This is a genomic window from Rhodoferax sediminis (assembly GCF_006970865.1).
In the GTDB taxonomy this organism is placed as follows: Bacteria; Pseudomonadota; Gammaproteobacteria; order Burkholderiales; family Burkholderiaceae_C; genus Rhodoferax_A; species Rhodoferax_A sediminis.
Map to the genome: position 1 here is coordinate 1,542,044 of NZ_CP035503.1, position 26,764 is coordinate 1,568,807.

At 63.9% G+C, this 26,764-nt stretch carries 22 protein-coding genes and 1 tRNA gene; 8 read left to right on the plus strand and 15 right to left on the minus strand.

Going from position 1 to position 26,764, the window contains the following annotated elements:
• Positions 1–19: 19 nt before the first annotated feature.
• The 9 genes from cpaB to EUB48_RS07445 all read right to left on the minus strand — a co-directional run bounded on the left by cpaB (position 20) and on the right by EUB48_RS07445 (position 9,499).
• Positions 20–868 carry a Flp pilus assembly protein CpaB gene (cpaB, locus tag EUB48_RS07405; RefSeq protein WP_142818298.1) on the minus strand — a complete coding sequence of 283 codons (849 nt, stop codon included), beginning with the start codon at positions 866–868 and terminating at the stop codon, positions 20–22.
• A 28-nt stretch (positions 869–896) separates the two neighbouring features.
• Positions 897–2,240: an ATP-binding protein gene (locus tag EUB48_RS07410; protein ID WP_244618359.1), complete on the minus strand. Its 1,344-nt coding sequence runs from the start codon at positions 2,238–2,240 to the stop codon at positions 897–899.
• Positions 2,241–2,259: 19 nt separating this feature from the next.
• A complete protein-coding gene (locus EUB48_RS07415) occupies positions 2,260–2,880 on the minus strand; it encodes a methyltransferase family protein (protein ID WP_142818299.1) in 621 nt (206 codons plus the stop codon).
• Positions 2,881–2,937: 57 nt separating this feature from the next.
• Positions 2,938–3,534 (minus strand): A24 family peptidase, encoded by a 597-nt coding sequence (locus EUB48_RS07420; protein ID WP_142818300.1) that lies wholly within the window; start codon positions 3,532–3,534, stop codon positions 2,938–2,940.
• Between the two features lie 75 nt (positions 3,535–3,609).
• Complete coding sequence (locus EUB48_RS07425; RefSeq protein WP_142818301.1) at positions 3,610–3,795, minus strand: Flp family type IVb pilin; 186 nt, start codon at positions 3,793–3,795, stop codon at positions 3,610–3,612.
• A gap of 67 nt (positions 3,796–3,862) precedes the next feature.
• On the minus strand, positions 3,863–4,057 hold the full coding sequence (locus EUB48_RS07430; protein ID WP_142818302.1) for a Flp family type IVb pilin: 195 nt from the start codon (positions 4,055–4,057) through the stop codon (positions 3,863–3,865).
• A gap of 458 nt (positions 4,058–4,515) precedes the next feature.
• A tRNA-Gly gene (locus EUB48_RS07435) sits at positions 4,516–4,589 on the minus strand.
• A 22-nt stretch (positions 4,590–4,611) separates the two neighbouring features.
• Positions 4,612–7,236, minus strand: a complete 2,625-nt coding sequence (cphA, locus tag EUB48_RS07440) for a cyanophycin synthetase (RefSeq protein WP_142818303.1) — start codon at positions 7,234–7,236, stop codon at positions 4,612–4,614.
• A 34-nt stretch (positions 7,237–7,270) separates the two neighbouring features.
• The gene (locus EUB48_RS07445) at positions 7,271–9,499 is read right to left on the minus strand and encodes a cyanophycin synthetase (protein WP_142818304.1); all 2,229 of its coding nucleotides are present in this window, start codon (positions 9,497–9,499) and stop codon (positions 7,271–7,273) included.
• 136 nt (positions 9,500–9,635) lie between these two features.
• On the opposite strand from EUB48_RS07445, the gene EUB48_RS07450 reads away from it, so the two are divergent.
• The 7 genes from EUB48_RS07450 (at position 9,636) to EUB48_RS07480 (ending at position 17,371) form a co-directional block, all read left to right on the plus strand.
• Positions 9,636–12,002, plus strand: coding sequence for a cyanophycin metabolism-associated ABC transporter (locus tag EUB48_RS07450; RefSeq protein ID WP_142818305.1), 2,367 nt, complete (start codon positions 9,636–9,638; stop codon positions 12,000–12,002).
• Entirely contained in the window at positions 12,002–12,472 is a 471-nt protein-coding gene (locus EUB48_RS07455; RefSeq protein WP_142818306.1) for a cyanophycin metabolism-associated DUF1854 family protein, read from the plus strand. Before EUB48_RS07450 ends, EUB48_RS07455 begins: the two co-directional genes overlap by 1 nt.
• 264 nt (positions 12,473–12,736) lie before the next feature.
• Entirely contained in the window at positions 12,737–13,996 is a 1,260-nt protein-coding gene (locus tag EUB48_RS07460) for an ABC transporter substrate-binding protein (protein ID WP_142821144.1), read from the plus strand.
• 96 nt (positions 13,997–14,092) lie between these two features.
• The gene (locus EUB48_RS07465; protein WP_142818307.1) at positions 14,093–14,962 is read left to right on the plus strand and encodes a branched-chain amino acid ABC transporter permease; all 870 of its coding nucleotides are present in this window, start codon (positions 14,093–14,095) and stop codon (positions 14,960–14,962) included.
• Positions 14,959–15,906, plus strand: coding sequence for a branched-chain amino acid ABC transporter permease (locus tag EUB48_RS07470; RefSeq protein WP_142818308.1), 948 nt, complete (start codon positions 14,959–14,961; stop codon positions 15,904–15,906). Before EUB48_RS07465 ends, EUB48_RS07470 begins: the two co-directional genes overlap by 4 nt.
• Positions 15,903–16,652 (plus strand): ABC transporter ATP-binding protein, encoded by a 750-nt coding sequence (locus EUB48_RS07475; RefSeq protein WP_142818309.1) that lies wholly within the window; start codon positions 15,903–15,905, stop codon positions 16,650–16,652. Before EUB48_RS07470 ends, EUB48_RS07475 begins: the two co-directional genes overlap by 4 nt.
• Positions 16,649–17,371 carry an ABC transporter ATP-binding protein gene (locus tag EUB48_RS07480; RefSeq protein WP_142818310.1) on the plus strand — a complete coding sequence of 241 codons (723 nt, stop codon included), beginning with the start codon at positions 16,649–16,651 and terminating at the stop codon, positions 17,369–17,371. The genes EUB48_RS07475 and EUB48_RS07480 overlap by 4 nt, the downstream gene beginning before the upstream one ends.
• 28 nt (positions 17,372–17,399) lie before the next feature.
• Here the strand turns inward: EUB48_RS07480 and EUB48_RS07485 are convergent, their stop codons facing one another.
• From EUB48_RS07485 to EUB48_RS07510, 6 genes are all read right to left on the minus strand, one after another.
• Positions 17,400–17,840, minus strand: coding sequence for a DsrE family protein (locus EUB48_RS07485; protein ID WP_142818311.1), 441 nt, complete (start codon positions 17,838–17,840; stop codon positions 17,400–17,402).
• Between the two features lie 71 nt (positions 17,841–17,911).
• The gene (locus EUB48_RS07490; protein ID WP_142818312.1) at positions 17,912–19,480 is read right to left on the minus strand and encodes a tripartite tricarboxylate transporter permease; all 1,569 of its coding nucleotides are present in this window, start codon (positions 19,478–19,480) and stop codon (positions 17,912–17,914) included.
• Positions 19,481–19,485: 5 nt separating this feature from the next.
• Complete coding sequence (locus EUB48_RS07495; protein ID WP_244618360.1) at positions 19,486–19,965, minus strand: tripartite tricarboxylate transporter TctB family protein; 480 nt, start codon at positions 19,963–19,965, stop codon at positions 19,486–19,488.
• A gap of 245 nt (positions 19,966–20,210) precedes the next feature.
• Entirely contained in the window at positions 20,211–21,746 is a 1,536-nt protein-coding gene (locus tag EUB48_RS07500; protein ID WP_338052434.1) for a sensor histidine kinase, read from the minus strand.
• The gene (locus EUB48_RS07505) at positions 21,727–22,413 is read right to left on the minus strand and encodes a response regulator (protein WP_077564546.1); all 687 of its coding nucleotides are present in this window, start codon (positions 22,411–22,413) and stop codon (positions 21,727–21,729) included. The genes EUB48_RS07500 and EUB48_RS07505 overlap by 20 nt, the downstream gene beginning before the upstream one ends.
• A 16-nt stretch (positions 22,414–22,429) precedes the next feature.
• A complete protein-coding gene (locus EUB48_RS07510) occupies positions 22,430–23,908 on the minus strand; it encodes an NAD-dependent succinate-semialdehyde dehydrogenase (protein ID WP_142818314.1) in 1,479 nt (492 codons plus the stop codon).
• Positions 23,909–24,116: 208 nt separating this feature from the next.
• On the opposite strand from EUB48_RS07510, the gene alaS reads away from it, so the two are divergent.
• Positions 24,117–26,753 (plus strand): alanine--tRNA ligase, encoded by a 2,637-nt coding sequence (gene alaS, locus EUB48_RS07515; protein ID WP_142818315.1) that lies wholly within the window; start codon positions 24,117–24,119, stop codon positions 26,751–26,753.
• The last annotated feature ends 11 nt before the right edge of the window (positions 26,754–26,764 follow it).

Below are 26,764 nucleotides of genomic sequence, written 5' to 3' on the forward strand. Positions count from 1 at the left end.
TCCTCCTTCGGGGTTTTTCTTAAAATTGCTCGGTGCTGCGGCTCAGGCCCTTGATGATCTCGACTTGTTCGCCCGGGGCACGCGGGCGCGCCACCGCCACCCGTTTGACTGCACGCTTGGGCGCGGCTGCGGGCTTGGCGGGTGGCGCCGCCTGCAGCTTGACATCGAGCAGGCTCGCCTTGGTCGCGCCATCGGTGTTCACGGCGTGCGGGTCGATCTGGTTGCGCAGCACCAGCGAGAGGGTGCCGACGCTGCGCGCGAGGTCCAGTTTTTCGGCCTGCTCGGGCGTTAGCTCAAGGGTCACGGCATTCACCACCTTGGGCTTGGTCTCGTCGCGGCTCGATTCCTGGGCCACGGCCAGCACCAGAATGCGCTCGAGCACGATCTTCGAGATGCTCTGATCCTTGTTGCCATCGTTTTTCGCGCCCTCGCCTTGGGTGTTGACCATGATGTCCACGAAGTTGCCAGGCAGGGCAAATCCGGCAACACCCACGACGTCATTCACGCGCACGGTCATGGCGCGTTTGCCATCCGCGACCACGGCGGAGAGTCCACCCTGGGTGCCGGGAGGCGCCAGCTTGCCTTCCATGATCGGTTCGCCGCGCTGGATGCTGGTGCGCGCGACGCGGGTGTCCAGGAGCTTGGCGTCCGTGAAGGCGCCCGGCGGCATGGCGCCCGACGGCCAATCCACCATGCGAACCATTTCCGGCGTCAGCCTGGAGCCCAGGCTGATGTCCACCAGGGCCACTGCGACCTTGCCGGTGGCGCCGGAGGCCTGGTTGCTGATCCAGCGCCCCGCCACGAAGACGGCACCGAGCGCCACGACGACGGCTACCGCCATCATCATCAAAGCACGTGTATTTCTCATGACTCACTCCCCTCTGGTGGCATCGGCCTCAGGCGCCGATGAAATAGTTGTTCCATGCCCAGTCCAGCACCTCTTTGTCGAGAATCGGAGTCCTCCCTTCATAGCGCGCGCGGTCGCGCACCTGCGCCAGCAGGTCTCGCGGATAACACGCCAGCAGGGGGCGCTCTTCCTTGTAATGATGTTCGTCCAGCAGGTAGCGCAGGGCGTCCGCTGCGTAGGGCACCCCGCATTGCGTGCACACCTGGCGGAAGATGCGCTCGTATTGCGGCTCCGTGAGCGCGCCGACGTGGATCTTGTAGCCCAGCCGGCGCAGGAACGAGCCGTCGGCCAGCTCTTGCGGAGGGACGTTGGAGGAAAACACCACGATCACGTCGAACGGCACCTGGAACTTGTAGCCGGTGTGCAGCGCGAGATAGTCGATCTGGCGGTCCAGCGGAACGATCCAGCGGTTCATCAGCTCGACCGCGGAACAGCGCTGGCGGCCCAGGTCATCGATGATGAAAATGCCGTTGTTCGCCTTGAGGTGCGGCGGCGCCTGGTAAAAGCGCGTGCCCGGGTCGAACTGCAGATCCAGCATGTCGAGCGTCAGCTCGCCGCCGGTCAGCACCGCGGGCCGCACGGCGCGCATCCAGCGGGCATCCGCCGGCACGCGCCGGTCGAACGCACGGGGCTGCTCGGGTTCGTCGTCCGCCGGGCGATGCACGACGGGGTCGTAAATCTGCACCACCTCGCCATCGACCAGGATGGCATGGGGTACGACGATCGTGCCTTTGAGCAGCCCCTTCAGGCGCTCGGCCAGATAGGTCTTGCCGCTGCCGGCCGGGCCGTGCACAAAAATCGCCCGGCGTGAATTCATGGCGGCGCCCAGTTGCTCGAGCACCACCGGGTTGACCACGACGTCGGCGAATTCGCGGGCCACGTCCCCGCGCAGGATGTGCATGTGCGCCACGCTCTGGGCTTGCACCTGGGCGCAGTAATCGGCCAGGGTGATCGGCGCGGCGCCGGCATAGGCGTTGCGGCTCATGAATTCCGTCGCCCGGGCGCGGCCCAGGTCGGTCAGTTTGTAGGTGATGTCGGCGTCGGTGCCGCTGGCGCCGCGGCGCGTCACTTCGCACAGCCTCTCGGCGCGCATGAAGCCGATCAAGGGGTCGAGCACGCTGACGGTCAGTTTGAGGTGGGCCGAGAGCTCGATCAAGCCGACCTGGCCGCGCAGGAACAGCACCTTGGTGACCAGTTCGACCAGGAATAAAAAGGGCAGGCCGGTGTCCTGCGGCGTGCGCGGCGCGCCCGGCAAGGCGGGCGTGCCAGGCAATGGGCCCGAACCCGCTGCATGGCTCTGGACTCTGCGTTCAATGGCGGCTTCGGCAAGCATGGAGGCCTCCCTGCTGTCATCAAAAGACGAACGGAATCACGCGATAGCGAACCTGTTGCATGTACGCGGCATACTGCGGGTCGTGCGCGAGGTGCTTTTCTTCGCGGAACATGCGAACGAACATGCATCCCATGGCAAAGACGTAGGCGACTCCATTTTCAGACGTCGTATTTGCCAGCACATAGCCAGTGAATGTCAGCAGGTAACTCGCGTATAACGGGTGGCGCACGAAGCCATACATGCCTGACGTCTTGATTTCCCGCTTCGCTGCAACCAGCGCAAAGCTGCGATTGAGGGAGATCATGCCGAGAATCGTCAAGCCCGCTCCGATTACAACTGCGTGTTTGGCGATCGGGACTACACCCCATTGTGCGGGGCCTAAAAGCAAAGGAGCAAAGGTGCCTAGCACGGCGATGACCCAATCAAATGGCGCCGCTGAAACGGAATCTGGATATTTTCGAACGAGAAAAAATGCTGCGCCCAGCGTTTCGGAAATACAAAGAAACAGATAGGACCACTCATTCGTCATCAAGAACGCCGTCACGTGGCGATAGGCAAACCAGCCCCATAGCGGAGCCATCAGGAGGTTCGCAACGACATGTGCGGCGTTCAGGCTGGATGACTGTGCCATGGTGTTCATTTCATGAGCCTCCTTGTGGGTCGCGGTGCATCTATTTTTCGGGCCTGTCTGGGCGACTTAGGAAAGCAGCGCATGGCCGTTGCGCATCAGGAAAATGTGGGTCGCCGTCCCTGCCGCAATGGCCAGTGCGTAGGGCACCTGGCCTGCCGAAGCAGGCGGTGCCTGGACCTGAACGGCACTCCCTGTCATGGCTTTCGTCGTCAGATCGATCGTCATGAACCGGAGGTTTTGCAGCAGTGTTGCCATGGCCCCGTTGCGGATGGCTGCCGCAATCGCCAGCACGCCGCCCGCGATGAAAGTCGTTAGCACCGCGCCCAAGGTGGAAGCCGGACCAAGGAAGGCGCCGACCATGGCCATCAGCTTTACGTCGCCAGCACCCATGGCGCGCAGCAGGTAAAAGGGCATGAACGCGGCAAGGCCAACCGCCAACCCCTCCAGCGAGGAGGTCACACCCATGCCATAAGGCGAAAACGCATGGTACGCAATACCGGCGAGCGCCCCGGAGAAAACCAGCCCGTTCGGAATGCGGTGGCGCCGGACGTCGAATACCGTCGCCGCAGTGACCAGCAAAAGAACGACAGCGAGTTGGGTTTCGATAAACCAGGTGCCGAAAAAAAGCACCAGTCCGTCCTGGAATAAGAGGATGTGGTTCATGTCTTTTCTCGGCTGGTTGCAGGGGTTTGTCTGTGTCAAAAAGACCAGGGTTCAAATTTTTTGTTCGCCTTCTTGCTATGCGGCCGCAGCGCAGTTTGCCGTTGATAGGCAATTTCCGATATTTGTGAAAAGCGTATTCAGGCTTATGCCTACCAGACTGGCACCGGCAATGATCGCCACGGCAATCATCGAGGCAATAAGGCCATACTCAACGGCTGTCACACCATCTTCTTCACGGACAAAGTTTTTGATGAAGTTCATAAAAATTCCCCTTTGCAGAGCGTAAAAAAGGGGGAAATAATTTATTTCCCCCTTTTTTTGGCTTCCCCTAGCCGCCTAGGGCGCAGTTGGCTGCACTGGGTGCTGCCATGCAAGCTGCAAGATTGTTAAAAAGAAGATTCAGGTCTGTTCCGAGAAGACTGGCGCCGCCGACTATCGCTACAGCAACGAGCGAGGCGATCAGGCCGTACTCAATGGCCGTCACGCCGTCTTCTTCGCGCATGAAGTTTTTGATGAAGTCCATGGCAATTTCCCCTTTCAAAGTTAAGAAGCAAGTACACGGAGACCGGGCGACACCGCGTTCGGGAGAAACGGGCCTGATCCAGGCGGGTTTTACATTCGGCGCTGTCTGTAACAGAAGGTGCGCGTTACAAAGTGAAACGTCAATACCGTGAATGCGGGGCCGTGATTTTGAAAGTCTCTTTACCTGATTTTAGGTAAATAGTTGCTATAACCCATACTGTGTAATAACTTATTGCTATCAAATAAGGAGCTTCAGCGCGCAGAAAACGGGTAGTTTCTAAATGTACTTTTTTGCAATAAAAAGAAACAAAAAGCAAATTGTGACTTTTTCACAGTTTGCTTTTCGGGTCGCGCATCCGCCGAGAGGCGAGGGCGCCCACCGTGTCGCTGCGGATAAGGGGTGTGGGAGGTAGGTAAAAAGTGCCGATCCCGCTACGGAATCAGGTACTTGCGCCGAGATGGAGCGGGTGATGGGAATCGAACCCACGCTATTTGCTTGGGAAGCAAAAGTTCTGCCATTGAACTACACCCGCGTGCCCGGGATTTTACGCGGGTTCAATGCGCCAGCGCGGAAACCCTGGCGTTTGCGTTGCTGTCGGCCGGCGCAACCTGCCCGGCCTCGGCGACGCGCCGGGTCAGGTGGGTCAACGCCTGCTCGACCTGATCGATCAGGATCAGGCACAGATCGCCCGGCTCCAGGCGCGCCAGCGCGGTGTCGATGGCGTTGAATTCGCCGCGAATTTCCGTGGTACAGCGCGTGCGTTTGGCCTGTGCCAGGCCGGTGCGCAGCAAGGCCAGCACTTCGCCGTCGGCGCGGCCGCGCTGGCAGGCATCCTGATACAGGATGACGTCGTCGAAAGCATCGCCGAGGATGGCGGTCTGTTCGCGGATGTCGTCATCGCGCCGATCGCCGGCGCCGCTGATCACGACCGAGCGGCGTTTGGCGGGCAGGGCGTCCACGGCAGCGACCAGCGCCCGCATGGCATCGGGGTTGTGGCCGTAATCCGCGATCACGGTGGCGCCCCGGTAATCCATCATGTTGAAGCGGCCCGGGACACTGCCGGCGTCGGTGGAAAAGCTGGCCAGACCGCGGCGCACGGTATCCCAATTCAGGCCGACGCCCCAGGCCGCGGCGACCGCGGCCATGACGTTTTCAACCTGAAAGCCGATGCTGCCGTTGCGCGTGAAGGGGATGTCGCTCAGCGCGATGCGCTCGCGCCACGACCCCTCAGCGGCCACGATGGCGCCGTCATCGACGTAGACCGTACGCTTGCCCTGTGCGCGCTGCGTGGCCATCGCGGGGTGGTGGTGGTCGGCAGCGAAAAAGATGATGCTGCCCGGGCAGCTTGGCGCCATGGCGTGCACCATCGGGTCGGCCGCGTTCAGCACCGCATAGCCCGTAGGCGCGACGTTTTGCACGATCACGCGTTTGAGCACGGCCAGGTCTTCCACCGTGGTGATGTAGTTGAGCCCCAGATGATCGCCAGCGCCGATGTTGGTCACCACGGCCACCTGGCAGCGGTCGAACCCGAGGCCTTCGCGCAGTATGCCGCCGCGTGCCGTTTCAAACACGGCCGCATCCACGTCGGGGTGCATCAGCACGTTGCGGGCGCTCTTGGGCCCACTGCAGTCGCCGCTGTCGATCTGGTGGCCGTTGACATACACGCCATCGGTGTTGGTCATGCCCACGCGTAGCGCGCTGCTGGCCATCAAGTGGGCAATCAGGCGTGCCGTGGTGGTCTTGCCATTGGTGCCCGTGACCGCCACCACGGGAATGCGGCCGTCGTCGCCGTGGCCGAACAGGTGCGAGATGATGGCTTCCCCGACGGGGCGGCCCTTGCCGTAGGACGGCGACAGGTGCATGCGCAGCCCCGGCGCGGCGTTGACCTCGACAATGCCGCCGTGCTGCTCGCGCATAGGGCGCAGCACGCTTTCGCACACCACATCGACGCCGCACACATGCAGGCCCACCATTTGTGCCGCCGCGATGGCGTTGGCCGCCACTTCGGGGTGAACGTCGTCCGTCACGTCAGTGGCGGTACCGCCCGTGCTGAGGTTGGCGTTGTTGCGCAGGATGATCCGGCGGCCTTTGGCCGGCACCGACTGCGGGGCCAATCCCTGCGCGTTCAGGCGTGCGATGGCGATTTCGTCGAAGCGGATTTTGGTCAGCGAGGTGGCGTGCCCTTCGCCGCGCCTGGGGTCGGCGTTGACCCGATCCACCAGTTCGCGCACGCTGTGGATGCCGTCGCCGATCACATGCGGCGGATCGCGTCGCGCGGCCGCTACCAGCTGGTGCCCCACGACCAGCAGGCGAAAGTCATTGCCCGAAAGGAATTTTTCAACCATCACCCCGCCCACTTCGGCGGCGGCGCGAAAGGCGACTTCGAGGTGCTCGCGGTTCGTGACATTGACCGTGACCCCCTTGCCCTGATTGCCGTCCTGCGGCTTGACGACGACCGGCAGGCCGATCTCGCAGGCCACTGCCCACGCCTCGTCTGTATCTTTGACAGGGCGGCCGATTGGCACCGGCGCGCCGGCCGCATGGAGCAATTTCTTGGTCAGATCCTTGTCTTGCGCGATGGCTTCGGATACGGCACTCGTGGCGTCCACCTCGGCCGCCTGGATGCGCCGCTGGCGCGAGCCCCAGCCGAACTGCACCAGGCTGCCCTGGGTCAGCCGGCGCCAGGGGATACCGCGGGCGGCCGCAGCGCTGACGATGGCGCCGGTGCTGGGGCCGAGCCGCTCGTCTTCGTCGGTGTCGCGCAAACGCGCGATCGCTGCATCCACGTCGAAGCCGGTGTTCTGCAGCGTCGCCTGTATCAGCATTTGCGCCAACTCGAATGCCAATCGGCCCACCGCCTCTTCGCTGTAAGCCACGACCACCTGGTATACGCCAATGTCGACGGTGGCCGCGGTACGGCTGAAGGTGACGGGGCAGCCGGCCTGCGTTTGCAGCGCCAGGGCCGCGGCTTCCAGCACATGGGCCAGCGAGATCGGCCCCTGGTAGCCGCTCGACTGCAAGGTTCCGATGGCCGGGAACAGTTCGCGCACCCTGGATTCGAAGTCGGGCAGTTCGGCAATGGAGCGCTCTGTCGGTGCGCAGGACACGATGGCCTCCAGCGCAGTGTGCCGGCACCAGAGATTGGGGCCGCGCAGGGCCCGGACGCGTGAGATTTCCATCGTGGGTTCTTTCTGTTTTGGCGTGTTGTCGGGATCAGCTGGCCGCAAACAATTCGGGCGCGGCAAAGTACGGCTTCAGTTCGGTGTCGAAGGTTTCGATGCCGACGGAGATCAAATCGGGGGAGATGTTCAGCGCCCAGGCCGTGGCAATGGCCGCCAGGATGCAGGGGCGCAGTGCCTGGGCGGCTGACGGTGCAGCACGTCCGTTCTGGCGGACCAGCTTTTCCAGGTTAGCCAGCACGATTTCAGCGGCGCCGGTGGCCAGGATCACATGGTCCGACCGGACAGACACTGCCCGGCCGCCGCCCGCGCGGTGCGCCACGATGGCGGCCGCCTCGGGATCGTCCGCATAAAAAATAACTTCCCCGTCACACAGTGGGGCAAGGCCGGCCACCAGCGCATCCGCCGCGTTGAGCACGGCGACGCCGTCCGGCAGCACCACATCGACCTGGGTGCGCAATACCTTGGCGAGCTGATCGGCAGTAAAAATGTCGAACTCGGCCAGCGCCTGGGCGCCATCCAGGTCCGTCACGACGCCGACCTGGCAGCGGTCATAAGCCAGGCCGTCGCGCAGGATGGTTTCGGCCCCGTTCTCGATCACGGCGGCCTCGACCGCCACGTTCATGAGCAGGCGGCGAGCGGGCTCAAAGCCGGCACAGTTTCCGTGCGCAACCCGGCGCCGGTCGAGGAACAGGCCGTCGCGGCAAGCCAGACCCGCGTAGCGCCCGCTCAGGTGAACCAGCCACGCCACCAGGCGGGCAATCGTCTGGGTGCCTTGCGATCCGGCCACGCCGATCACCGGGATGCGGCCCGCCGTATTGGCGGGATCTTCCGGGAAAAGATGGTCGACAATGGCGCGCCCCACAGGTCGCGGCGCGCCCACCGCGGGCTTGAGATGCATCAGCAAACCGGGCCCGGCGTTGACCTCGACTACCGCGCCGCCCTGTGCCTCCAGAGGGCGCGAGATGTCCTCGGCGACCACATCGATACCGGCAATATCGAGTCCGACCACGCGTGCCGCGAGCGAGACGGCGTAGGCGACGGCAGGGTGGACCTGGTCGGTGCAGTCGATCGCCACATTGCCATTGCGCTGGATCAGCACCTGGCGGCCTGCGTCCGGCACACCGTCCGGCGTCAACCCCTGGCGCTGCAGTTCGAGCAAGATGGTTTCGTCGGTGCGGGTCTCGACCAGGTTGAGCGGGCAATCCTCGGCCAGGCCGCGCCGCGGGTCGGTGTTGATCTGGCTGTCCACCAGTTCCTCCACCGACGAGCGGCCGTCGCCGCTGACCCAGGCCGCGTCGCCGCGCGCGGCAGCAACCAAGCGGCCGCCGACCACCAGCATGCGGTGTTCGTGGCCGCGGGCGAAACGCTCGACCATCACTTCACTACCGTGCAACTGCGCCACCTCGAAGGCGGCACGCACATCCGCCTCGCGCGTCAGGTCGAGCGCCACGCCCCGTCCGTGGTTGCCATCGGTGGGTTTGACCGCCACCGGCAGTCCGATGTCCTGCGCGGCGGCCCAGGCGGCTTCGGCGCTGTCCACAATTTCACCTTCGGGAACCGGCACCCCGCAGGACTTGAGCAAACGCTTGGTCAGGTCTTTGTCGCTCGCGATGCCGGCCGCGATGGCGCTGGTGAGTTCGGTCTCTGCCGTCCATATGCGGCGCTGGCAGGCGCCGTAACCCAGTTGCACCAGGTTGCCTTCGTTGAGCCGGATGTGGGGAATGCGGCGATCGCTTGCCGCGGCCACGATGCAGGCGGTGCTCGGGCCCAGGTAGCAGTCATCGACCTGGGTGCGCACCAGCGCGACGACCGCCTGGACATCGACGGGGTGATCGTTGATCGCCGCCATCAACAGCCGATGCCCCTGTGCCAGCGCGGTGCGGGCGACATGCTCATCGCGGGCACGAAACACCATCCGGTAAATGCCATGCTGCGAGGTACTGCGGGTCTGGCCAAAACCGGTGGGCATGCCGGCCAGGTTCAGCAGCTCGATCACCACGTGTTCCAGCACATGCCCGGCCCAGGTGCCTTCGACCAGCCGCTGCAGGAAGCCACCGCGCTCGCCAACCCCGCAGTGATGCTCCGCCAGTGCCGGGAGCAGGGCGATAAGCCGGTCGTTGAAGCCGGGCAGCAAATGGGAGGGGAAATCTTCCAGCTCACCCAGATCAAGCCAGACCTCGAGCGCCGGGCGGTAAGTCCAGATGTTGGGGCCGCGCAGATAGGTGATGCGAAGCAGTTTGATGTCGTTTTTGGGGCTCATATATTCATTGAACAAGACCAGATCGCTGGCCCATGCAAGCCGGCACCACACGTCCCGCATTCGCCACTTCGGCGAGAATTCCCGATGCCCAGGCGCCAGCGAGGCTACGCTGACCGCTATGGGGCATGGAAACAAAATGCAATATCACCATTCAATTGACGCCAACAGGACAGATTCAGAGTCCGTACAGAACGACCTGCGCGGACGGCTCGCACCCGATGAGAACGTTTTAAGTACGCTGGCGGTTGACTTGGACCACCGGCTTTGTTTTTCCAGGGGGCTGTTGGCTCTGACCAACCGGTCCCTGTGGGCTTTTGACGCCAGCCCAGCGCCCGGCGATAGTCAATGGCGCAGCTGGCCCTTGGCCCAGGGGCTGGCGCTGCACCACTTTGACCATGCTGGCGTCGGTACCATTGAGTTGCACGACGCCCACACCCGGCGCGCGAGCTGGCGCTTTACCCTGGGTGCCAACGTCCAGGCGCTGCGCCTGATCAAGCAGTTCGAGCTGCAACTGGCCAACCTCGCGCAGGGCGCCGCGCAAATGAGGGACGATCCCTCGCTGTGCCCGCAGTGCAAATCACCGCTGCCACCCGACAGCGACGAATGCCCGATGTGCGCGCGCGAGTTGCACACGCCGCCATCGACCTGGGTCCTGCTGCGCCTGGGGCGCTTTGCCAGGCCGTACCGCAAGCAACTCGTCGCGGGTTTTGCTCTTACGCTGGTGTCCACCGCGGCGACGCTGATACCGCCGTACCTGACCATTCCGCTGATGGATGACATCCTGATTCCGTTCCAGAACGGCCAGAGGATCGAGTCCTGGCTGGTTGCAGCCTATCTGGGCGGCCTGCTGGGCTCGGCCCTGCTGGGCTGGGGGCTGAACTGGGCGCGTACCTACATGCTGTCGCTGGTGTCCGAGCGCATCGGAGCCGACCTGCGCACAGCCACCTTCGATCATTTGCTGTCGCTGTCGCTGGACTATTTTGGGGGCAAGCGCACGGGTGACCTGATGGCGCGCATTGGCTCGGAAACCGACCGGATTTGTGTTTTTCTGTCCCTGCATGCGCTGGATTTCGCCACCGACGTGCTGATGATCCTGATGACGTCGATCATCCTGTTTTCGATCAGTCCGTGGCTGGCGCTGGTTACGTTGCTGCCGCTGCCCTTCATTGCCTGGATGATCCACACCGTGCGCGATCGCCTGCGCACCGGGTTCGAGAAGATCGACCGCGTCTGGTCCGAAGTGACAAATGTGCTGGCCGACACCATTCCGGGCATTCGTGTCGTCAAGGCGTTTGCACAGGAAAAACGCGAGGCGCAGCGCTTTCGCGTCGCCAACCAGCACAACCTGATGGTGAACGATCGGCTCAACAAGACCTGGTCGCTGTTCACCCCCACGGTTTCGCTGCTGACCGAAATCGGCCTGCTGGTGGTGTGGGCGTTTGGCATCTGGCTGGTGTCCCGGCACCAGATCACGGTCGGCGTGCTGACCGCGTTCATTGCCTATATAGGCCGTTTCTACACGCGGCTGGATTCGATGAGCCGCATTGTCTCGGTCACGCAAAAAGCGGCGGCCGGCGCCAAGCGTATCTTCGACATCCTCGACCATGTCTCCAATGTGCCCGAGCCGGCGCAGCCGGTGAAAATTGGCACCGGGCCCGGTTTGCAAGGCATGCAGGGACGCATCGAGATCAGCGGCATCGGTTTTCGCTACGGCAACCGCTCGGTCATTCGTGGCCTGGATCTGGCAATCGAGCCAGGCGAGATGATTGGCCTGGTGGGCCATAGTGGCTCGGGCAAAAGCACGCTGGTCAACCTGATCTGTCGCTTCTATGACGTGACCGACGGCTCGATCCGCGTCGATGGCACCGACATCCGGCGCTTTGGCGTGGCCGACTACCGGCGTCACATCGGCCTGGTGCTGCAGGAGCCTTTCTTGTTCTTCGGCACGGTCGCCGAGAACATCGCGTACGGCCGGCCCGACGCGACGCACGCCGAGATCGTGGCGGCGGCGCGCGCCGCGCATGCGCATGAATTTATCCTGCGGCTGGCGCAGGGCTATGACTCGCTGGTCGGCGAGCGCGGGCAGGGCCTGTCGGGCGGCGAGCGCCAGCGCATCTCGATTGCGCGCGCGCTCCTGATCGATCCGCGCATCCTGATTCTCGACGAAGCCACTTCGTCGGTGGACACCGAAACCGAAAAGGAGATCCAGAAAGCACTGGACAACCTGGTGCAGGGCCGCACCACGATTGCCATTGCGCACCGCCTGTCCACCTTGCGCAAGGCGGACCGGCTGGTGGTGATGGACCGTGGGCAAGTGGTGGAAGTTGGCCCGCACGACGAACTGATGGCCCGGCAGGGCGCCTACTGGCGTCTGTATGAAGCGCAATTGCGCCGCACCGACATTGGAGATGAGGGAGAAGACGAAGAGGGTGACGCCCCCGGCATGGCGATAGTGGCCCCGACGGTGCATTTGCCCCAGGCCCGTGAACACGAAAGCATCTGATGGACGCCTGTGATTTTCAACTCGAGCGCAACCCCTTTGGCCGCCTGGTCTGGATCGCTCCAACTGGCGAGCGCTTCGATGGCGTGACGCCGGTGCGCGCCTTTCCCGTCTCAATGCCTGCCGAAGGACTCTCACTGCTCCATGCCGACGGCCACGAACTGGCCTGGATCGAACGGCTGGACGCGCTGCCGCCAGCGGTGCGCAGCCTGATTGAAGAAGAACTCGCCGCGCGCGAGTTCGCACCTGAAATCCTGCGTCTCAAAAGCGTATCGACGTTTTCCACCCCCAGCACCTGGGAGGTGGAGACCGACCGGGGCGACACGCGCTTCGTGCTCAAAGGGGAAGAGGACATTCGCCGGCTGGATGGCGCCGCGTTGTTGATCACGGGCGGCCAGGGTGTTCACTTCAAGGTGCGCGACATGCTGGCGCTCGACCCCGTCTCGCGCCGGCTGCTGGGGCGGTTTCTTTGAGCCGGAGGTCGGGGTGGCGGGACTCGATAGGGGGCTTCAGCTCGATTTGCCGAGGAGACATTGGCATTCAGCGTAGACGCCGATCCACGAGGATCCATATTTGTACATATGGATTGTATGTATGGACAACGAGGCGTCTTCTATGGCAGCATAAAAAAGGGATCCGGAATTGGCGTACGCCAGTGCGACGCAGGCTGTTCCCCCCATGTGCTTGAGGAACCATATCGCACCAACGCTTACACCTTACACAGTAGGAGCATTCAGATGGGAAATCAAAGTGGCCCGGGAAAGTTTGGTCGTCGTACGGTTCTGCAGGTTGCCGCTGCGGCAGGTGCCGCACAGCTCGCTCCTCCCTTCATCATCAGTGCGCGCGGCGAGGAAACGGTCAAGCTTGGCCTGGACAATCCACTGACCGGGGTCTACGCGGCGACCGGCAAGAACGAACTGACCGGTTGCCAGCTGGCGGTCGAACAGATCAATGCCAAGGGCGGCATCCTCGGGCGCCAGGCGGAGCTACTGATCGAGGACTCCAGCAGCGGTGATGCCGGCACCGCGGTGCAAAAGGCGCGCAAACTGATCGATCGCGACAAGGTCAACTTCCTGCTGGGCAACGTCAACTCCGGGCTGTCGCTGGCGATGGCCCAGGTCAGCAACGAAAAGAGAATTCTGCATATCGTGCCAGGCGGCCATACCGATGCCATCACCGGCAGCACCTGCCACTGGAACGTGTTCCGCGTCTGCAACACCACGCGCATGCTGACCAATGCGATCGCCAAATCGCTGATGGACCGCTACGGCAAGAAGATGTACTTCATCACCTCCGACTACGCCTTTGGCCATACCTTGCAGGAAGGCTACGACGCCAACCTCAAGCAATATGGCGGCACCAAACTGGGTGAAGATCTGGTGCCGCTCGGCACTACCGACTTTTCCTCGTATCTGATCAAGGCGCAGGCCACCAAGCCGGACGTGCTGGTGTTCCTGGCGAACGGCGACGACCTGCTGAACGCGCTCAAGCAGGCGGTGCAATTCGGCCTGGACAAACGTATTCATCTGGCCGGCGCCAATACCGAACTGGAGGTGCTGGAAGGCCTGCCGCCGGAAGCGCGTATTGGCGACTGGGTCGCCGAGTGGTACCACATCCAGCCCGGTGTGCCGCATGTCGACGAATTCGTCGCCGCCATCAAGAAAAAAACCGGCCGCGTGCCCACTGCGCGTACCTGGTTCGGCTTTGTCGGCGCCTGGAGTTGCGCGCTGGCCGCGAACAAGGCGAAGTCGCTCGATGCGCTGAAGATGGCGCGCGCGCTGGACGGCATGGAGTTGCCGCCGGAAGTCGGACTGATGCCCAACACACCGTTCTACCGCGCCAACCAGCACCAGCTGATCGGCTCGCTGTATGTCGGCAACGCACAGGCAAAAGGGTCCGCGCCGGATGATCTGTTCCATGTCGCCAAGGTGGTCAATGGCAAGGATGTGGCGGGCACAGTGGAAGAATCCGGTTGCAAGATGACCTGGCCGGCGTAGGCGATTTGTGTTGGTGATATCGGCGTCGTTGCTGCTAATCCCCTGCGGGAACGACAGGGAGAGAAGTGCGCTTCTTCTGCACTGCAAGGAACAAGCATGACCGAGGTGGTTTTATTCAACGCCTTCAACGGCCTCATCGTCGGCGCTTTCTATGCGCTGATGGCACTCGGTCTGTCGCTGATCATCAATCTCACCAGCGTGATCAATTTCGCCCATGGCGGCTTTCTGGCGTTGGGCGCCTACATCGCCTACATGCTGATTCCGCACATCGGCTTCTGGGGTGCATTGCTGGTCGCGCCGGTCCTGACCGCCTTGCTCGGGTTGGTGGTGGAGCGCGTATTGATCCGCCATTGCTATGGTCGCGATCCCCTGTACAGCCTGCTGTTGACGTTCGGCCTGGCGTACGTGTTCGAGGACAGCACGCGGTACATCTGGGGCGCGCAAAGCCTGCCATTCCAGGTGCCGAAATGGCTGATGACGCCGCTCTCGACCGACTTTTTCTTCCTCACCGGCTACCGGTTGTTCATGGTGCTGCTGGTGGCGGTCGCCGTGATTGGCCTGTTCCTGGTGCTGAACCGCACGCGGCTCGGCATGCGCATCCGGGCCGGCACGCTGGACCTGGAGATGGTGTCGGTGCTGGGCGTCAACGTGCGCATACTTCGCAACCTCAATTTCGGCCTCGGTATCTATCTGGCCGGTCTGGCGGGCGTGCTGGCCGCCGGCCTGCTTGGACTTCAGCCGACCATCGGTGACTCGCTGATCATGCCCAGCTTTGTCGCCATCATCATCGGCGGCATTGGCAGCCTGACCGGCACGCTGCTTGGCGGGTTGTTGATCGGCGTTGTCTCCGGACTGACCACGGTGTTCGTGCCGTCGGCATCGGAGGCAATCATCTACGTGATGATGGCGCTGGTGCTGCTGGTTCGGCCGCGTGGACTGCTTGGCCAGGAAGGGATGAAGCTATGAATCGGGTTGGCAAGGGACTGACGCTGGCCGTACTATGGCTGCTCCTGCTGACCATGCCTTACTGGATGGCAGCGGTCGGCGGCTACACCGAGCTGGCCACGCGCGTGCTGGTGCTGGGACTGGCGGCGATGTCGCTCAATTTTCTCCTTGGCTTCACGGGTGTCCTGTCGTTTGGCCACGCCGCGTATTTTGGTTTGGGTGCGTACGGTGCGGGCCTGACGCTGAAGTATCTGGCTCCCAGCACGCCGCTTGCCATCCTGGTGGGGGTCGCTGTCGGCACGCTGGCCGCCATGGTGATTGGCGCGCTGATCGTCAAGTTGCGCGGCATTTATTTTGCGATGGTGACGATCGCGTTCGGCCAGGTGTTCTACTTCATCGCGTTTCGCTGGAGTTCTGTGACCGGCGGCGATGACGGACTGACCGGCTGGCACCGGCTCCCGCTCAATATCGGCTTCACCCAAATTGACATCCTTGGCCATGACAAGGCGTATTACTACCTGGTGCTGCTGATTTTCGCGGTGGCTACCGGCGTCATGGCGCTGCTGCTGCGCTCACCGTTCGGCCGTACGTTGCTGGCGATACGGGAAAACGAGCGGCGCGCGCGCTTTCTCGGGATTCCGATTGAGCGTCATATCTGGATCGCATTCGTGGTTTCATGCTTTTTTGCCAGCCTGGCCGGCACCTTGTACGCACTGCTTTCCAACTTTACCGACCCGCGCGCGCTGCACTGGACGCTGTCCGGCAACTTCGTGATCATGGCCGTGCTCGGTGGCATGCGCTCGTTCTGGGGGCCGCTGGTCGGTGCCGCCATTTTTGTGGTGCTACAGGATTACGTCTCCAGCCAGACGCAGAACTGGATGTTTTTCATCGGCGTGTTTTTCATGCTGGTGGTGCTGTTTTTCCCGCGCGGCGTATTGGGGCTGATCCGGGGAAAGCGCGCATGAGCCTGCTCACCATAGAAAGCGTCTCGCAGCATTTCGGCAGCCTGGTGGCGGTTGATAGCGTGTCATTGGCGGTCGAACCTGGTGAGTTGCGCGCTGTCATCGGCCCTAACGGCGCCGGCAAGACCACCTTCTTCAACCTGATCAGCGGCTTCTTCGCGCCGACGTCGGGCCGCATCATGTTCGATGGCCGGGACATCACGACGCTGGCCCCGCACAAGCGCGTGGCGATGGGCATGGCGCGCACGTTCCAGATCACCGAGATTTTCCCCGAGCTCACGGTGCGTGAAAACCTGCGTATTCCCGTCGAGATTGCACTTGGGCTGCGGCTGCGGCCCTGGTTGGGGAAAAGCGCCAACGTGCGGATCAAGGAGCGGGTCGCCGAGTTGGCTGAGCTGGGAGGTTTGAGTGAAAAGGTGGATCGACTCGTGGGCGAGTTGTCCCATGGCGACCAGCGTTCCACGGAAATCATGATGTCCCTGGCGCTCAAGCCGAGGTTGCTGCTGCTCGATGAGCCGACGGCCGGCATGGGGGACCAGGAAACCTACAACATCACCCGGTTGATCCGCAAGTTGCACCGCTCGCAAAAGCTGACTATTGTCCTGATCGAGCACGATATGCGCGTGATTTTTCACCTGGCCGACCGCATCATGGTACTGGCCGAAGGCGCGGTGCTGGCGGAGGGAACTCCCGATGAGATTGCCGCCAGCGAGAAGGTCCAGGCCGCCTACTTGGGGAAAGCCGCATGAACGTGCTTGAAGTTGAAGGGCTGCACACTTATTACGGCAAGAGCCATATTCTCGAGGGCATCGATCTCCATGTGCAGGAGGGCGAGTTGGTGACCCTGCTGGGGCGCAATGGTGCCGGCAAATCAACCACGCTGCGCAGCCTGATGGGTCTGACGCCGGCGCGACAGGGGTCCATCCGTACCTTTGGCCAGGTCACGACTCAATGGCCATCGCATCGCATTGCGGCACTGGGTGTCGGGTTTGTTCCGGAGGGGCGGCGCATTTTTGCCAACCTCACGGTGGACGAGAACCTGAAGGTTCCGATGGATCGTCCCGGACCCTGGACCCTGGCGCGCGTCTACGAGCTGTTTCCGCGCCTGGCCGAGCGCAAGAACAACAAGGGAAGCCAGTTGTCGGGTGGCGAGCAGGAGATGCTGGCGATTTCCCGCGCGCTGCTGCTGAACCCCAGGCTATTGCTCCTGGACGAACCCTCTCAGGGCCTGGCGCCGTTGATCGTGCAGGACGTCTTCAGGGTGATCGTGTCCACCTGCAAGGAAGGCATGTCAGTTCTGCTGGTCGAGCAAAACGTGCGTGCCGCGGTGGAGATCGCCGATCGGGCCTATGTGCTCGACGATGGCCGCATCGCCTATGCCGGCTCGGCGGCCGAGTTTGCCAAGGACGAGGAGAGGGTTCGCGCGCTCGCCGGCGCGAGTGCAGAGAAATGGGACACGATGGACTGATTGGCCCCCGCGCCTGTCGCTGCGTGTATCAAGGGCGCAAGTAGGCCCAGCCTTCACCCTGCTTGATCATGATTTCGGCGGCACCGGAGGGTACGTAACCGACAGCAGGATTCATGTCTTCTTTGGTCAGTTTCTGGCCGCGCATGGTGTTCTCGCAGGCCGACACCTTCACGCCGCCTTTGACGGCGTCACCCACACGGTTACTCACCGGGGCATCGAGCTTGAGCATGCCGATGCCGGGGCCGTAGGCGACGATTTCCACGTCCACGTTGGCGGCGCCCACGTCGTCCTGCAAGTTCTTTGCGTTATTCAGCACCAGGTTCCATCTGGCCGGGTCGTTGTCGCTCACCTGGATCACGATCTTGTGGTGTTTTTGGCTTGTAGCCCCCGTCCCCTGTGCATTGGCAGCTACCAAAAAAGTAGCGCCCGCGGACAGGGCGGCGGATTGGACCAGATTTCGGCGGTTCATTTTTGGGGTCTCCAAGACAAGGGGATGGCGATGAATATACGCCGATCCCCCTTGCACATTAGCTGCCGCCCTCAGTCGTCGCTGCGCAACTCCAGCGCGGGCAGGCCCAGTGCGACGTCCAGCGCCGCGGCAGCTTTCGCACCCCGTTTGCGCCGCTGCGCGCGCCACGCGGACCAGCTGACGCCGAGCACCACCAGGGCGCACACCGCCATGAAGCCCGCGCTGATGGGCCGGGTGACAAACACCGACATGTCGCCGCGCGAGAGCAGCAGCGCGCGGCGGAAGTTCTCTTCCATCATGGGGCCGAGCACGACCCCCAGCAGGATCGGCGCCATCGGGAAATCGAGCGCCATGAACACCGCGCCGATGACGCCGAAGGCCAGCACCTCCCAGGTCTGGAACAGGTCGTTTTGCGTGGTGAAGACCCCAATGACGATGAAGAACATGGCCGAGGGGAAAAGGTAGCGGTAGGGCACCTGCAGCAGCTTGACCCACACGCCGATCAGCGGCACGTTGAGCACCATCAGCAGCACGTTGCCGATCCAGAAGCTGGCGATCAGGCCCCAGAAGATGTCCGGATGCTCGCCGATGAGCTGTGGCCCGGGCTGAATGCCCTGGATCAAGAGCGCACCCAGAATCAGCGCCATCACCACGTCGCCGGGGATGCCCAGGCTCAGCGTCGGGATGAAGTCGACCTGGGTCTTGGAGTGGGTCGATGCCTCGGGTGCGGCCACCCCCGCGATCATGCCGGTGCCGAACTTCTCGGGCGTCTTGGAGATCTTGTGCTCCAGCGCATAGGCAATGAAGGAGGTGATGGTGGGGCCGGTGCCGGGCATGGCGCCGAACAGCGCACCGACGCTGGTGCCGCGCACCATGGGCCAGAACGCCTCTTTCAATTCCGCCATGCTGGGGCGCATGTCGCGCATGCGCAGCTTGGCGGTGTTTTTGATCACCGGCATGCGGTTCACGCTGAGCAGGAAGTCGGCCACGCCGAACACGCCCAGCGCGATGGCCACCAGCTCCAGTCCGTCGCTCAGTTGGGGAATGCCGAAGCTGAAGCGGAACGAGCCGCTATTCACGTCGGTGCCGACCGCGCCGCACAACAGGCCGAACAGCGTCATGGCCACGCCCTTGAGCGGCGAGCCGCGCGACATGGTGGCGCCGGCCAGCAGGCCCAGCAGCATGATCGAGAACAGCTCGGTGGGGCCGAACTTGAACGAGATGGCGACCAGCAGCGGCGAGGCAAAAATCATGATGAGGATGCCGACGGTTGCCGCGAAAAACGACGAGATCATGGCAATACCCAGCGCGGTGCCGCCCTTGCCGGCGCGGGTCATCGGGTAGCCATCCAGGCAGGTCACGGCATGCGCCGCATGCGAGGGCAGATTCAGCAGGATGGCGCCGATGGCGCCGCCATACATGGAGCCGTAAAAAATGCCGGCCAGCATCATGATGGCAGGCACGGGGTGCAGCACATAGGTCAGCGGCAGCAGCATGGACATCGCCGACAGCGCGCCCATGCCGGGCATCACGCCGATGAGGTTGCCCACCAGCACGCCGAAGAACGACCACATCAGGTTGTGGCCCTGGAATGCGACACCGAAGCCGAACCAGAGGTCTTGCAGAGCTTGGGAAATCATGAGAATCAGCCCCCCCAGCGAAACAGCGGCATCTGCAATTGCAGTGCCCACCAGAACACAACACCTGCGATCGCGCACATGCCCAGGGCCAGGAACGTCGCCTGTTTGAGGGTATTGCCGCGGTCACCCAGCGCCGAGATGAACACGATGGCGAAGGTGGCAGGTAACAGGCCGCCATACTCGCCCAGCAGCAAAAACGCCAGGATGCCGGCGATGATGCAGGCGCAGCCGCGCAGGTCCGGCATGCCCTGGCCGTAGCCGTGCCCGGTGGTGGCCGGCGGGCCGTCGTCGGTGCGGGCCGACACCGCGATTGCCACGCCGATCAGGGCCAGCAGCACGCCGACGGCGCACGGGAAGAAGCCGGGCCCCATGCGGGCCAGTGTGCCCAGGTGATAACCGGCGGCGGCGTACGCAGCCGCTAAACCGACGATGACCATCAGCGCGCCGGCGTAGTAGTCTTTTTTGAATTGGGCGGGAGCGCTCATCGAGCCTCTCCCGACCCGCGCCGCGGGCATGGCCCGGTGTTACAGGGGTATTTCAATCGTGTCTCCTTCGTGGTGTTCCCGGTAGAGCCCGGGGCCCACGCGAAAGTAGGGCGCCAAACTGCTCGGTTCGAGACCTAAAGTCTAGGAATCGAAGCTTCCAATCGCCTTTCGTTCGTGTTTCCGCGCCCCAAAATACGTGTAATTACGAATACGGAAGCGACCGCGGTGTGCCGGCCGGCAAGGTGCTATGCCGGGTCTGCCGGGGCGCCGTGTGCCAGCGGGAAACGGAGCAGGGCTCGCAGCCCGGGTGCGCCGCTGGCGCCATCGCTGTCGGCCAGTTCGATGTCGCCGCCGTTGTGCCTGGCGTAGGCGCGGGCGATCGACAGGCCCAGCCCTGCACCCGGGGTTTGAAGTGTCTTCGCATCGGCGCCGGCAACTTGCGCAAAGCGCTCGAACACGCTGTTACGGCGGGCGGGCGCAATGCCGGGGCCGCTGTCGCACACTTCGGCGCAGACCCGGTCGCCTTCGATCCGGACCGAGACCGTGATGCACCCGCCCGCCGGGGTGTAGCAAATCGCGTTGTGCACCAGGTTGGACAGTGCCTCGTGCAATTCAAGGTCACGGGCGGCAACGGGTGCGGCCGGTGGCTGGGGCGCAGCCGCATCTTCGTTTGCCGTTGCCTCGCCGCGCGCGTCGATCCAGCCGAGGTCCTGGTTCTTCTCGCGCGCCAGCGGCAGGTACTGCAGCACGACCTCGCGCGCCACGCGGTTCAGGTCCACGACAGGCCGGGGCGAAGGGTCGTCCGCCGCCTGGCTGGCCTGCGCCATTGCCAGCAACTGCTCGCACAGGCGCCGGCTGCGCGCAAGCTGCGCGACGATGGCGTGCAGGGTCTCGTGCGTGCGCGTGGCGTCGGGCTCGCGCAGGGCGTAGCCGGCCTGCGTCAGCATGATGGCCAGCGGCGTGCGCAACTGGTGCGACGCGTCGGCCAGAAAGCGGGACTGCCCGGCCAGCATCTGCTGGTGCCGGGCCATGTGGTGATTGACAGCATCGACCAGCGGCACCACTTCGTGCGGCACGCCACGCGCGTCAAGCGGCCTCAAGCCGTCTGGCGGACTGGCCTGCACCGATTGGCGCAGGCGCTCCAACGGCCGCAGCGACCAGCTCACGCCCAGCCACACCAGCAGCAGCACGACGCCCACCAAGCGGGCGCCCTGCAGCAGTTCCTGGCGCAGCAGGTCGGCCTGCGCCTGCACGCGCGCACTGGTGCCCTCGGCCGCCTGGATCAAAACCTGATAAGGCCGTGCGTGGCCGTCCAGCACGGTGCGGCGCAGCGCCACCACCCGCACCGGATAACCCCGGTAGTGCGCGTCGTACCAGACGAACGGACTATCGTTGCCCGCACTGGCCGGCGGCGCTGGCAGGTCGGGCACGCCGATCAGCGTGACCTCGGCGGCGGGCGGTGCGCCGCCTGATCCATCGGGCAGCGCGTTCAGCCCGACGTGCAGGAGCTTGTGCTGAGGCCGCGTCACGTCGAACATGGCCTGCACGTCGAAGGGCGCCTGCACGCGGATGGAGCCGTCGGCGGCCAGCGCAATGCCCTGACCCAGGGCGTTCACCGGCTCCAGCATGGCCTGGTCGTAGGCGTCCTGCACGAGGTCGTGCTGGGCGCGGTAGTCGTTCCAGCTATCGAGGGCGAGCAGCGCCAGCAGGCAAGGCAGCAGCAGGGCCAGCAGGCGCGCGCGGATGCCGAAGCGCCGCCGCTCAGGTCCCGGACGCGGCATCGGCATCGCCTTCCAGCATGTAGCCCAGGCCGCGGATCGTGACGATGCGCACGTCGCTGCCCGCGAGCTTGCGCCGCAGCCGGTGCAGCACCAGTTCGATCGCGTCGGGGCCGGCGCTGCTGTCGTGCGGGAACACCTTGCCCGCAAGCTGCGATTTGCTCACCGGTGTGCCGCTACGCGCCAGCAACGCCTCCAGCGCTGCATGTTCGCGCGGCGTGAGCGGCAGCAGCACCCCGGCGAGCATGAAGGCCCGGCTCTCGTGGTCGCATGACAGCGAGCCGCAGTGCAGCGGCACATGCGGGCGGCCGCGGCTGCGCCGCACCAGGGCGGCCAGGCGCGCCTCCAGCTCCTCCAGGGCGAAGGGCTTGGTCAGGAAATCGTCGGCGCCCAGGTTCAGGCCGCGTACCCGGTCCTGCAGCGAACCCTGCGCGGTCAGCACCAGCACGGGCGTGCGGTAGCCCGCATCGCGCAGATCGGCCAGCAGGGACAGGCCGTGCCGGTCGGGCAGGCGCAGGTCCAGCACCACGGCGTCGTACTGCGTGCCGGCCATGAGCGCTTCGGCCGTGCCCGCATCGGGCGCGTGGTCGGGCACGAAGCCGCTTTGCTTGAGCGCGCGCACCAGCCACGACGCCATCTCGAGCTCGTCTTCCACCAGCAAAATGCGCATGATCGGGGCGGCAGGCCTACTTGAGGATGTCGCCCAGGCAGAGGTATTTCATTTCAACGTACTCTTCCATGCCGTGGCTGGAGCCTTCGCGGCCCAGGCCGGACTGCTTGACGCCGCCGAACGGCACGTGCTCGGTGGAAATCACGCCCGCGTTGATGCCCACCATGCCGTACTCCAGCGCCTCGGCCACGCGGAAGATGCGGCCCACATCGCGGCTGTAGAAATAGCTGGCCAGGCCAAACTCGGTGTTGTTGGCCGCGGCTATGGCTTCCTGCTCGGTCTTGAAGCGAAACACCGGGGCCAATGGACCAAAGGTTTCCTCGCGCGCGCACAGCATGTCGGCCGTGGCGTCCGAGATCACGGTGGGCTCGAAGAACTGTCCCTGCAGCTTGCGGCCGCCGACCTGGAGCTTGCCGCCCTTGGCCACCGCATCGGCCACGTGGCGCGCCACCTTGTCCACCGCCGCGTCTTCGATCAAAGGACCCTGCACCACGCCGTCCTCGAAGCCGTTGCCCACCTTGAGTTGCTTGACCTTGGCGGAGAACTTCTGGACAAATTCGTCGTACACCGCGTCCTGCACATACAGGCGGTTGGAGCAGACGCAGGTCTGGCCCGCATTGCGGTATTTGCTGGCCATGGCCCCTTCGACCGCGCTGTCGATATCGGCATCGTCGAACACGATGAAGGGTGCGTTGCCGCCCAGCTCCAGCGACAGTTTCTTGACCGTGGGCGCACTCTGTGCCATCAGGATGCGGCCCACTTCGGTGGAGCCGGTGAAGCTCAGATGCCGCACCACATCGCTGGCGCACAACACCTTGCCAATCGCGATGCTGTTGGTGCTATCGGCCGAGAGCATGTTGAGCACGCCGGCCGGGATGCCGGCGCGCACCGCCAGTTCGGCGGCCGCCAGCGCGGTCAAAGGGGTCAGCTCGGCCGGCTTGATCACCACCGGGCAGCCGGCCGCGAGCGCGGGCGCCACCTTGCGCGTGATCATCGCCAGGGGGAAATTCCAGGGCGTGATCGCGGCGCACACGCCGATCGGCTGCTTCAGCACAATCACGCGGCGGTTGTTGTCGTATTGCGCCAGGGTTTCGCCGTTGACGCGCTTGGCCTCTTCGGCAAACCATTCGACAAAGCTGGCGCCATAGGCGACTTCGCCCCTGGCTTCGGCCAGCGGTTTGCCCTGCTCGGCCGTCATGAGGCGTCCCAGGTCGTCCTGATTCGCCATCAACAGCTGGAACCAGTTCATCAAAATGGCGTGGCGCTGCTTGGCGGTCTGGCTGCGCCAGGCCGGCCAGGCGGCGTTGGCGGCGGCGATGGCGGCTTCGGCGTCCTGCGCGCCGAGATTCGCCACGTCGGCCAGTTTGCGGCCGGTGGCCGGGTCCAGCACGTCAAAGCGCGAGGCGCCCTTGAGCCATTGGCCATTCACCAGGGCGTCGGTTTTGAAAAGGCTGGGGTCTTTGAGCAGCGAAAGGGGGGATGTTTTCATGTCCATAAGGGGTCTCCGGAAGGGGGCGGCAGCAAGGTAGTACCGCTGAAGGGGGGGTATCGTTGTTCTGACAACCTTCAAGCATAGCGCGGATACCGGTGCAGCGCCGCGCGATGCCTATAGCCTGAAACTTATAATTAAAGGTTGTTCCCAACCACGCATTGACGCGCGATCGGCAGCCCCTGACGGCCGTCGGCATGACAACACTCAAAAAATGAGCACACCCACTTTCACCGTTGCCGACATCCGCAAGACCTTCCTCGACTTCTTCGCGTCCAAAGGCCACACCGTGGTGCCTTCGAGCTCCCTGGTGCCAGCGAACGACCCGACGCTGATGTTCACCAACTCGGGCATGGTGCAGTTCAAGGACGTGTTCCTCGGCACCGACAAGCGCAGCTACGTGCGCGCGGCCTCGGTGCAGGCCTGCCTGCGCGCGGGCGGCAAGCACAACGACCTGGAGAACGTGGGCTACACCGCGCGGCACCACACTTTCTTCGAGATGCTGGGCAACTGGAGCTTCGGCGACTACTTCAAGCGCGAGTCGATCCAGTGGGGCTGGGAGCTGCTGACCCAGGTCTACAAGCTGCCCGCCGACAAGCTCTGGGCCACGGTCTACATCGACGACGACGAGGCCTATGACATCTGGACCCAGGACATCGGCCTGCCGCCCGAACGCGTGGTGCGCATCGGCGACAACAAGGGCGCGAAGTACGCGTCCGACAACTTCTGGATGATGGCCGACACCGGCCCGTGCGGCCCGTGCTCCGAGATCTTCTATGACCACGGCGAAGGCATCCCCGGCGGCCCGCCGGGCAGCCCGGACGCCGACGGCGACCGCTATATCGAGATCTGGAACCACGTGTTCATGCAGTTCGACATGCAGCCCGATGGCTCGGTGAAACCGTTGCCCGCGCCGTGCGTGGACACCGGCATGGGCCTGGAGCGGCTGGCCGCCATCCTGCAGCACGTGCACAGCAACTACGAGATCGATATTTTCGAGGCGCTCATCAAGGCGGCCGCGCGCGAGACCGGTTGCGACGACCTGGGCAACAAGAGCCTGCGCGTGATTGCCGACCACATCCGCGCCACCGCCTTCCTCGTGAGCGACGGCGTGAATCCGAGCAACGAAGGGCGCGGCTATGTGCAGCGGCGCATCATTCGCCGCGCCATTCGCCACGGCTACCAGCTCGGTAAGAAGACGCCGTTCTTCTATAAGCTGGTGCCCGACCTGGTGGCGCTGATGGGCGAGGCCTACCCGAACCTCGCGGCCCAGCAGCAGCGCATCATGGACGTACTCATGACCGAAGAGGAGCGCTTCTTCGAAACGCTGGAGCACGGCATGGCCATCCTCGATGCCGCGCTGGCCGGCGGCACCCAAGTGCTGCCCGGTGAAGTGGCCTTCAAGCTGCACGACACCTTCGGTTTTCCGCTCGATTTGTCGGCCGACGTGTGCCGCGAGCGCGGCGTGGCGGTGGACGAGGCCGGTTTTCATGCGGCGATGGATCGACAAAAGGCCCAGGCCCGCGCCGCCGGCAAGTTCAAGATGGACCGCGCGCTCGAATACGCGGGCCTGGGCAACACCTTCATCGGCTACGACCAGCTTGCGCAGACTACCAAAATCGTAGCGCTGTATCAAGACGGGAAGCCGACTGACGAGCTAAAAGCAGGTCAAGCCGGGGTGGTGGTATTGGCGTCCACGCCGTTTTATGCGGAGAGCGGCGGCCAGGTCGGCGACGAGGGCACCATTGCCAGCGACACGGCCCGGTTCGATGTGGCCGACACGCAAAAAATCAAGGCCGATGTGTTCGGCCATCACGGCACGCTGGCGCAGGGCTCGCTCAAGGTGGGCGATGCGGTGACGGCGCAGGTCGCCACGGCCGTGCGCGCACAAACCATGCGCAACCACAGCGTGACGCACCTGATGCACAAGGCGCTGCGCGAGGTGCTGGGCCCGCACGTGCAGCAAAAGGGCTCACTGGTGAATGCGTCGCGCACGCGCTTTGACTTTGCGCACAATGCGCCGGTGTCGAATGCGGACATCGCGGAAATCGAGCGCCGTGTCAACGCCGAAATCCTGGCCAACTCGGCCACCAGCGCGACGGTGATGGACATTGAGTCGGCCAAAAATTCGGGCGCGATGATGCTGTTTGGCGAAAAGTACGGCGATGAAGTTCGCGTGCTGGAGATCGGCACCTCCAAAGAACTGTGCGGGGGCACCCACGTGCAGCGCACGGGCGATATTGGCTTCTTCAAGATCGTGGCCGAGAGCGGCGTCGCTGCCGGCGTGCGCCGCGTGGAAGCGGTGACGGGCAGCGTGGCGATGGCCTATGTGCAAGAGCTCGAAGCCGCCATGGCCAAGGCCTCCGCGGCGCTCAAGACGCAGCCTGCGGAACTGGTGACACGGATTGCGCAGGTGCAGGATCAGGTCAGGACGCTGGAAAAGGAAGTCGCAACGCTCAAGGGCAAGCTGGCGTCCAGCCAGGGCGACGAGTTGATGGCGCAGGCGGTGGATGTCAAGGGCATCAAGGTGCTCGCAGCCCGGCTCGATGGTGCCGACGCGAAAACGCTGCGCGATACGCTGGACAAACTCAAGGACAAGCTCAAGACGGCGGCCATCGTGCTCGCCACGGTGGACGGCGACAAGGTGCAGATCGCGGCCGGCGTGACGGCCGACAGCCTGGGCCGCGTCAAGGCCGGCGAGCTGGTCAACTTCGTGGCGCAACAGGTCGGCGGCAAGGGCGGCGGCAAGCCGGACATGGCCATGGCTGGCGGCACCCACCCGGCGGGCTTGGCGGGGGCGCTGGCGAGCGTGCCGGCCTGGGTGGCCGGCAAGGTTGGAGGTGCTATTTAATGAATAGCTAT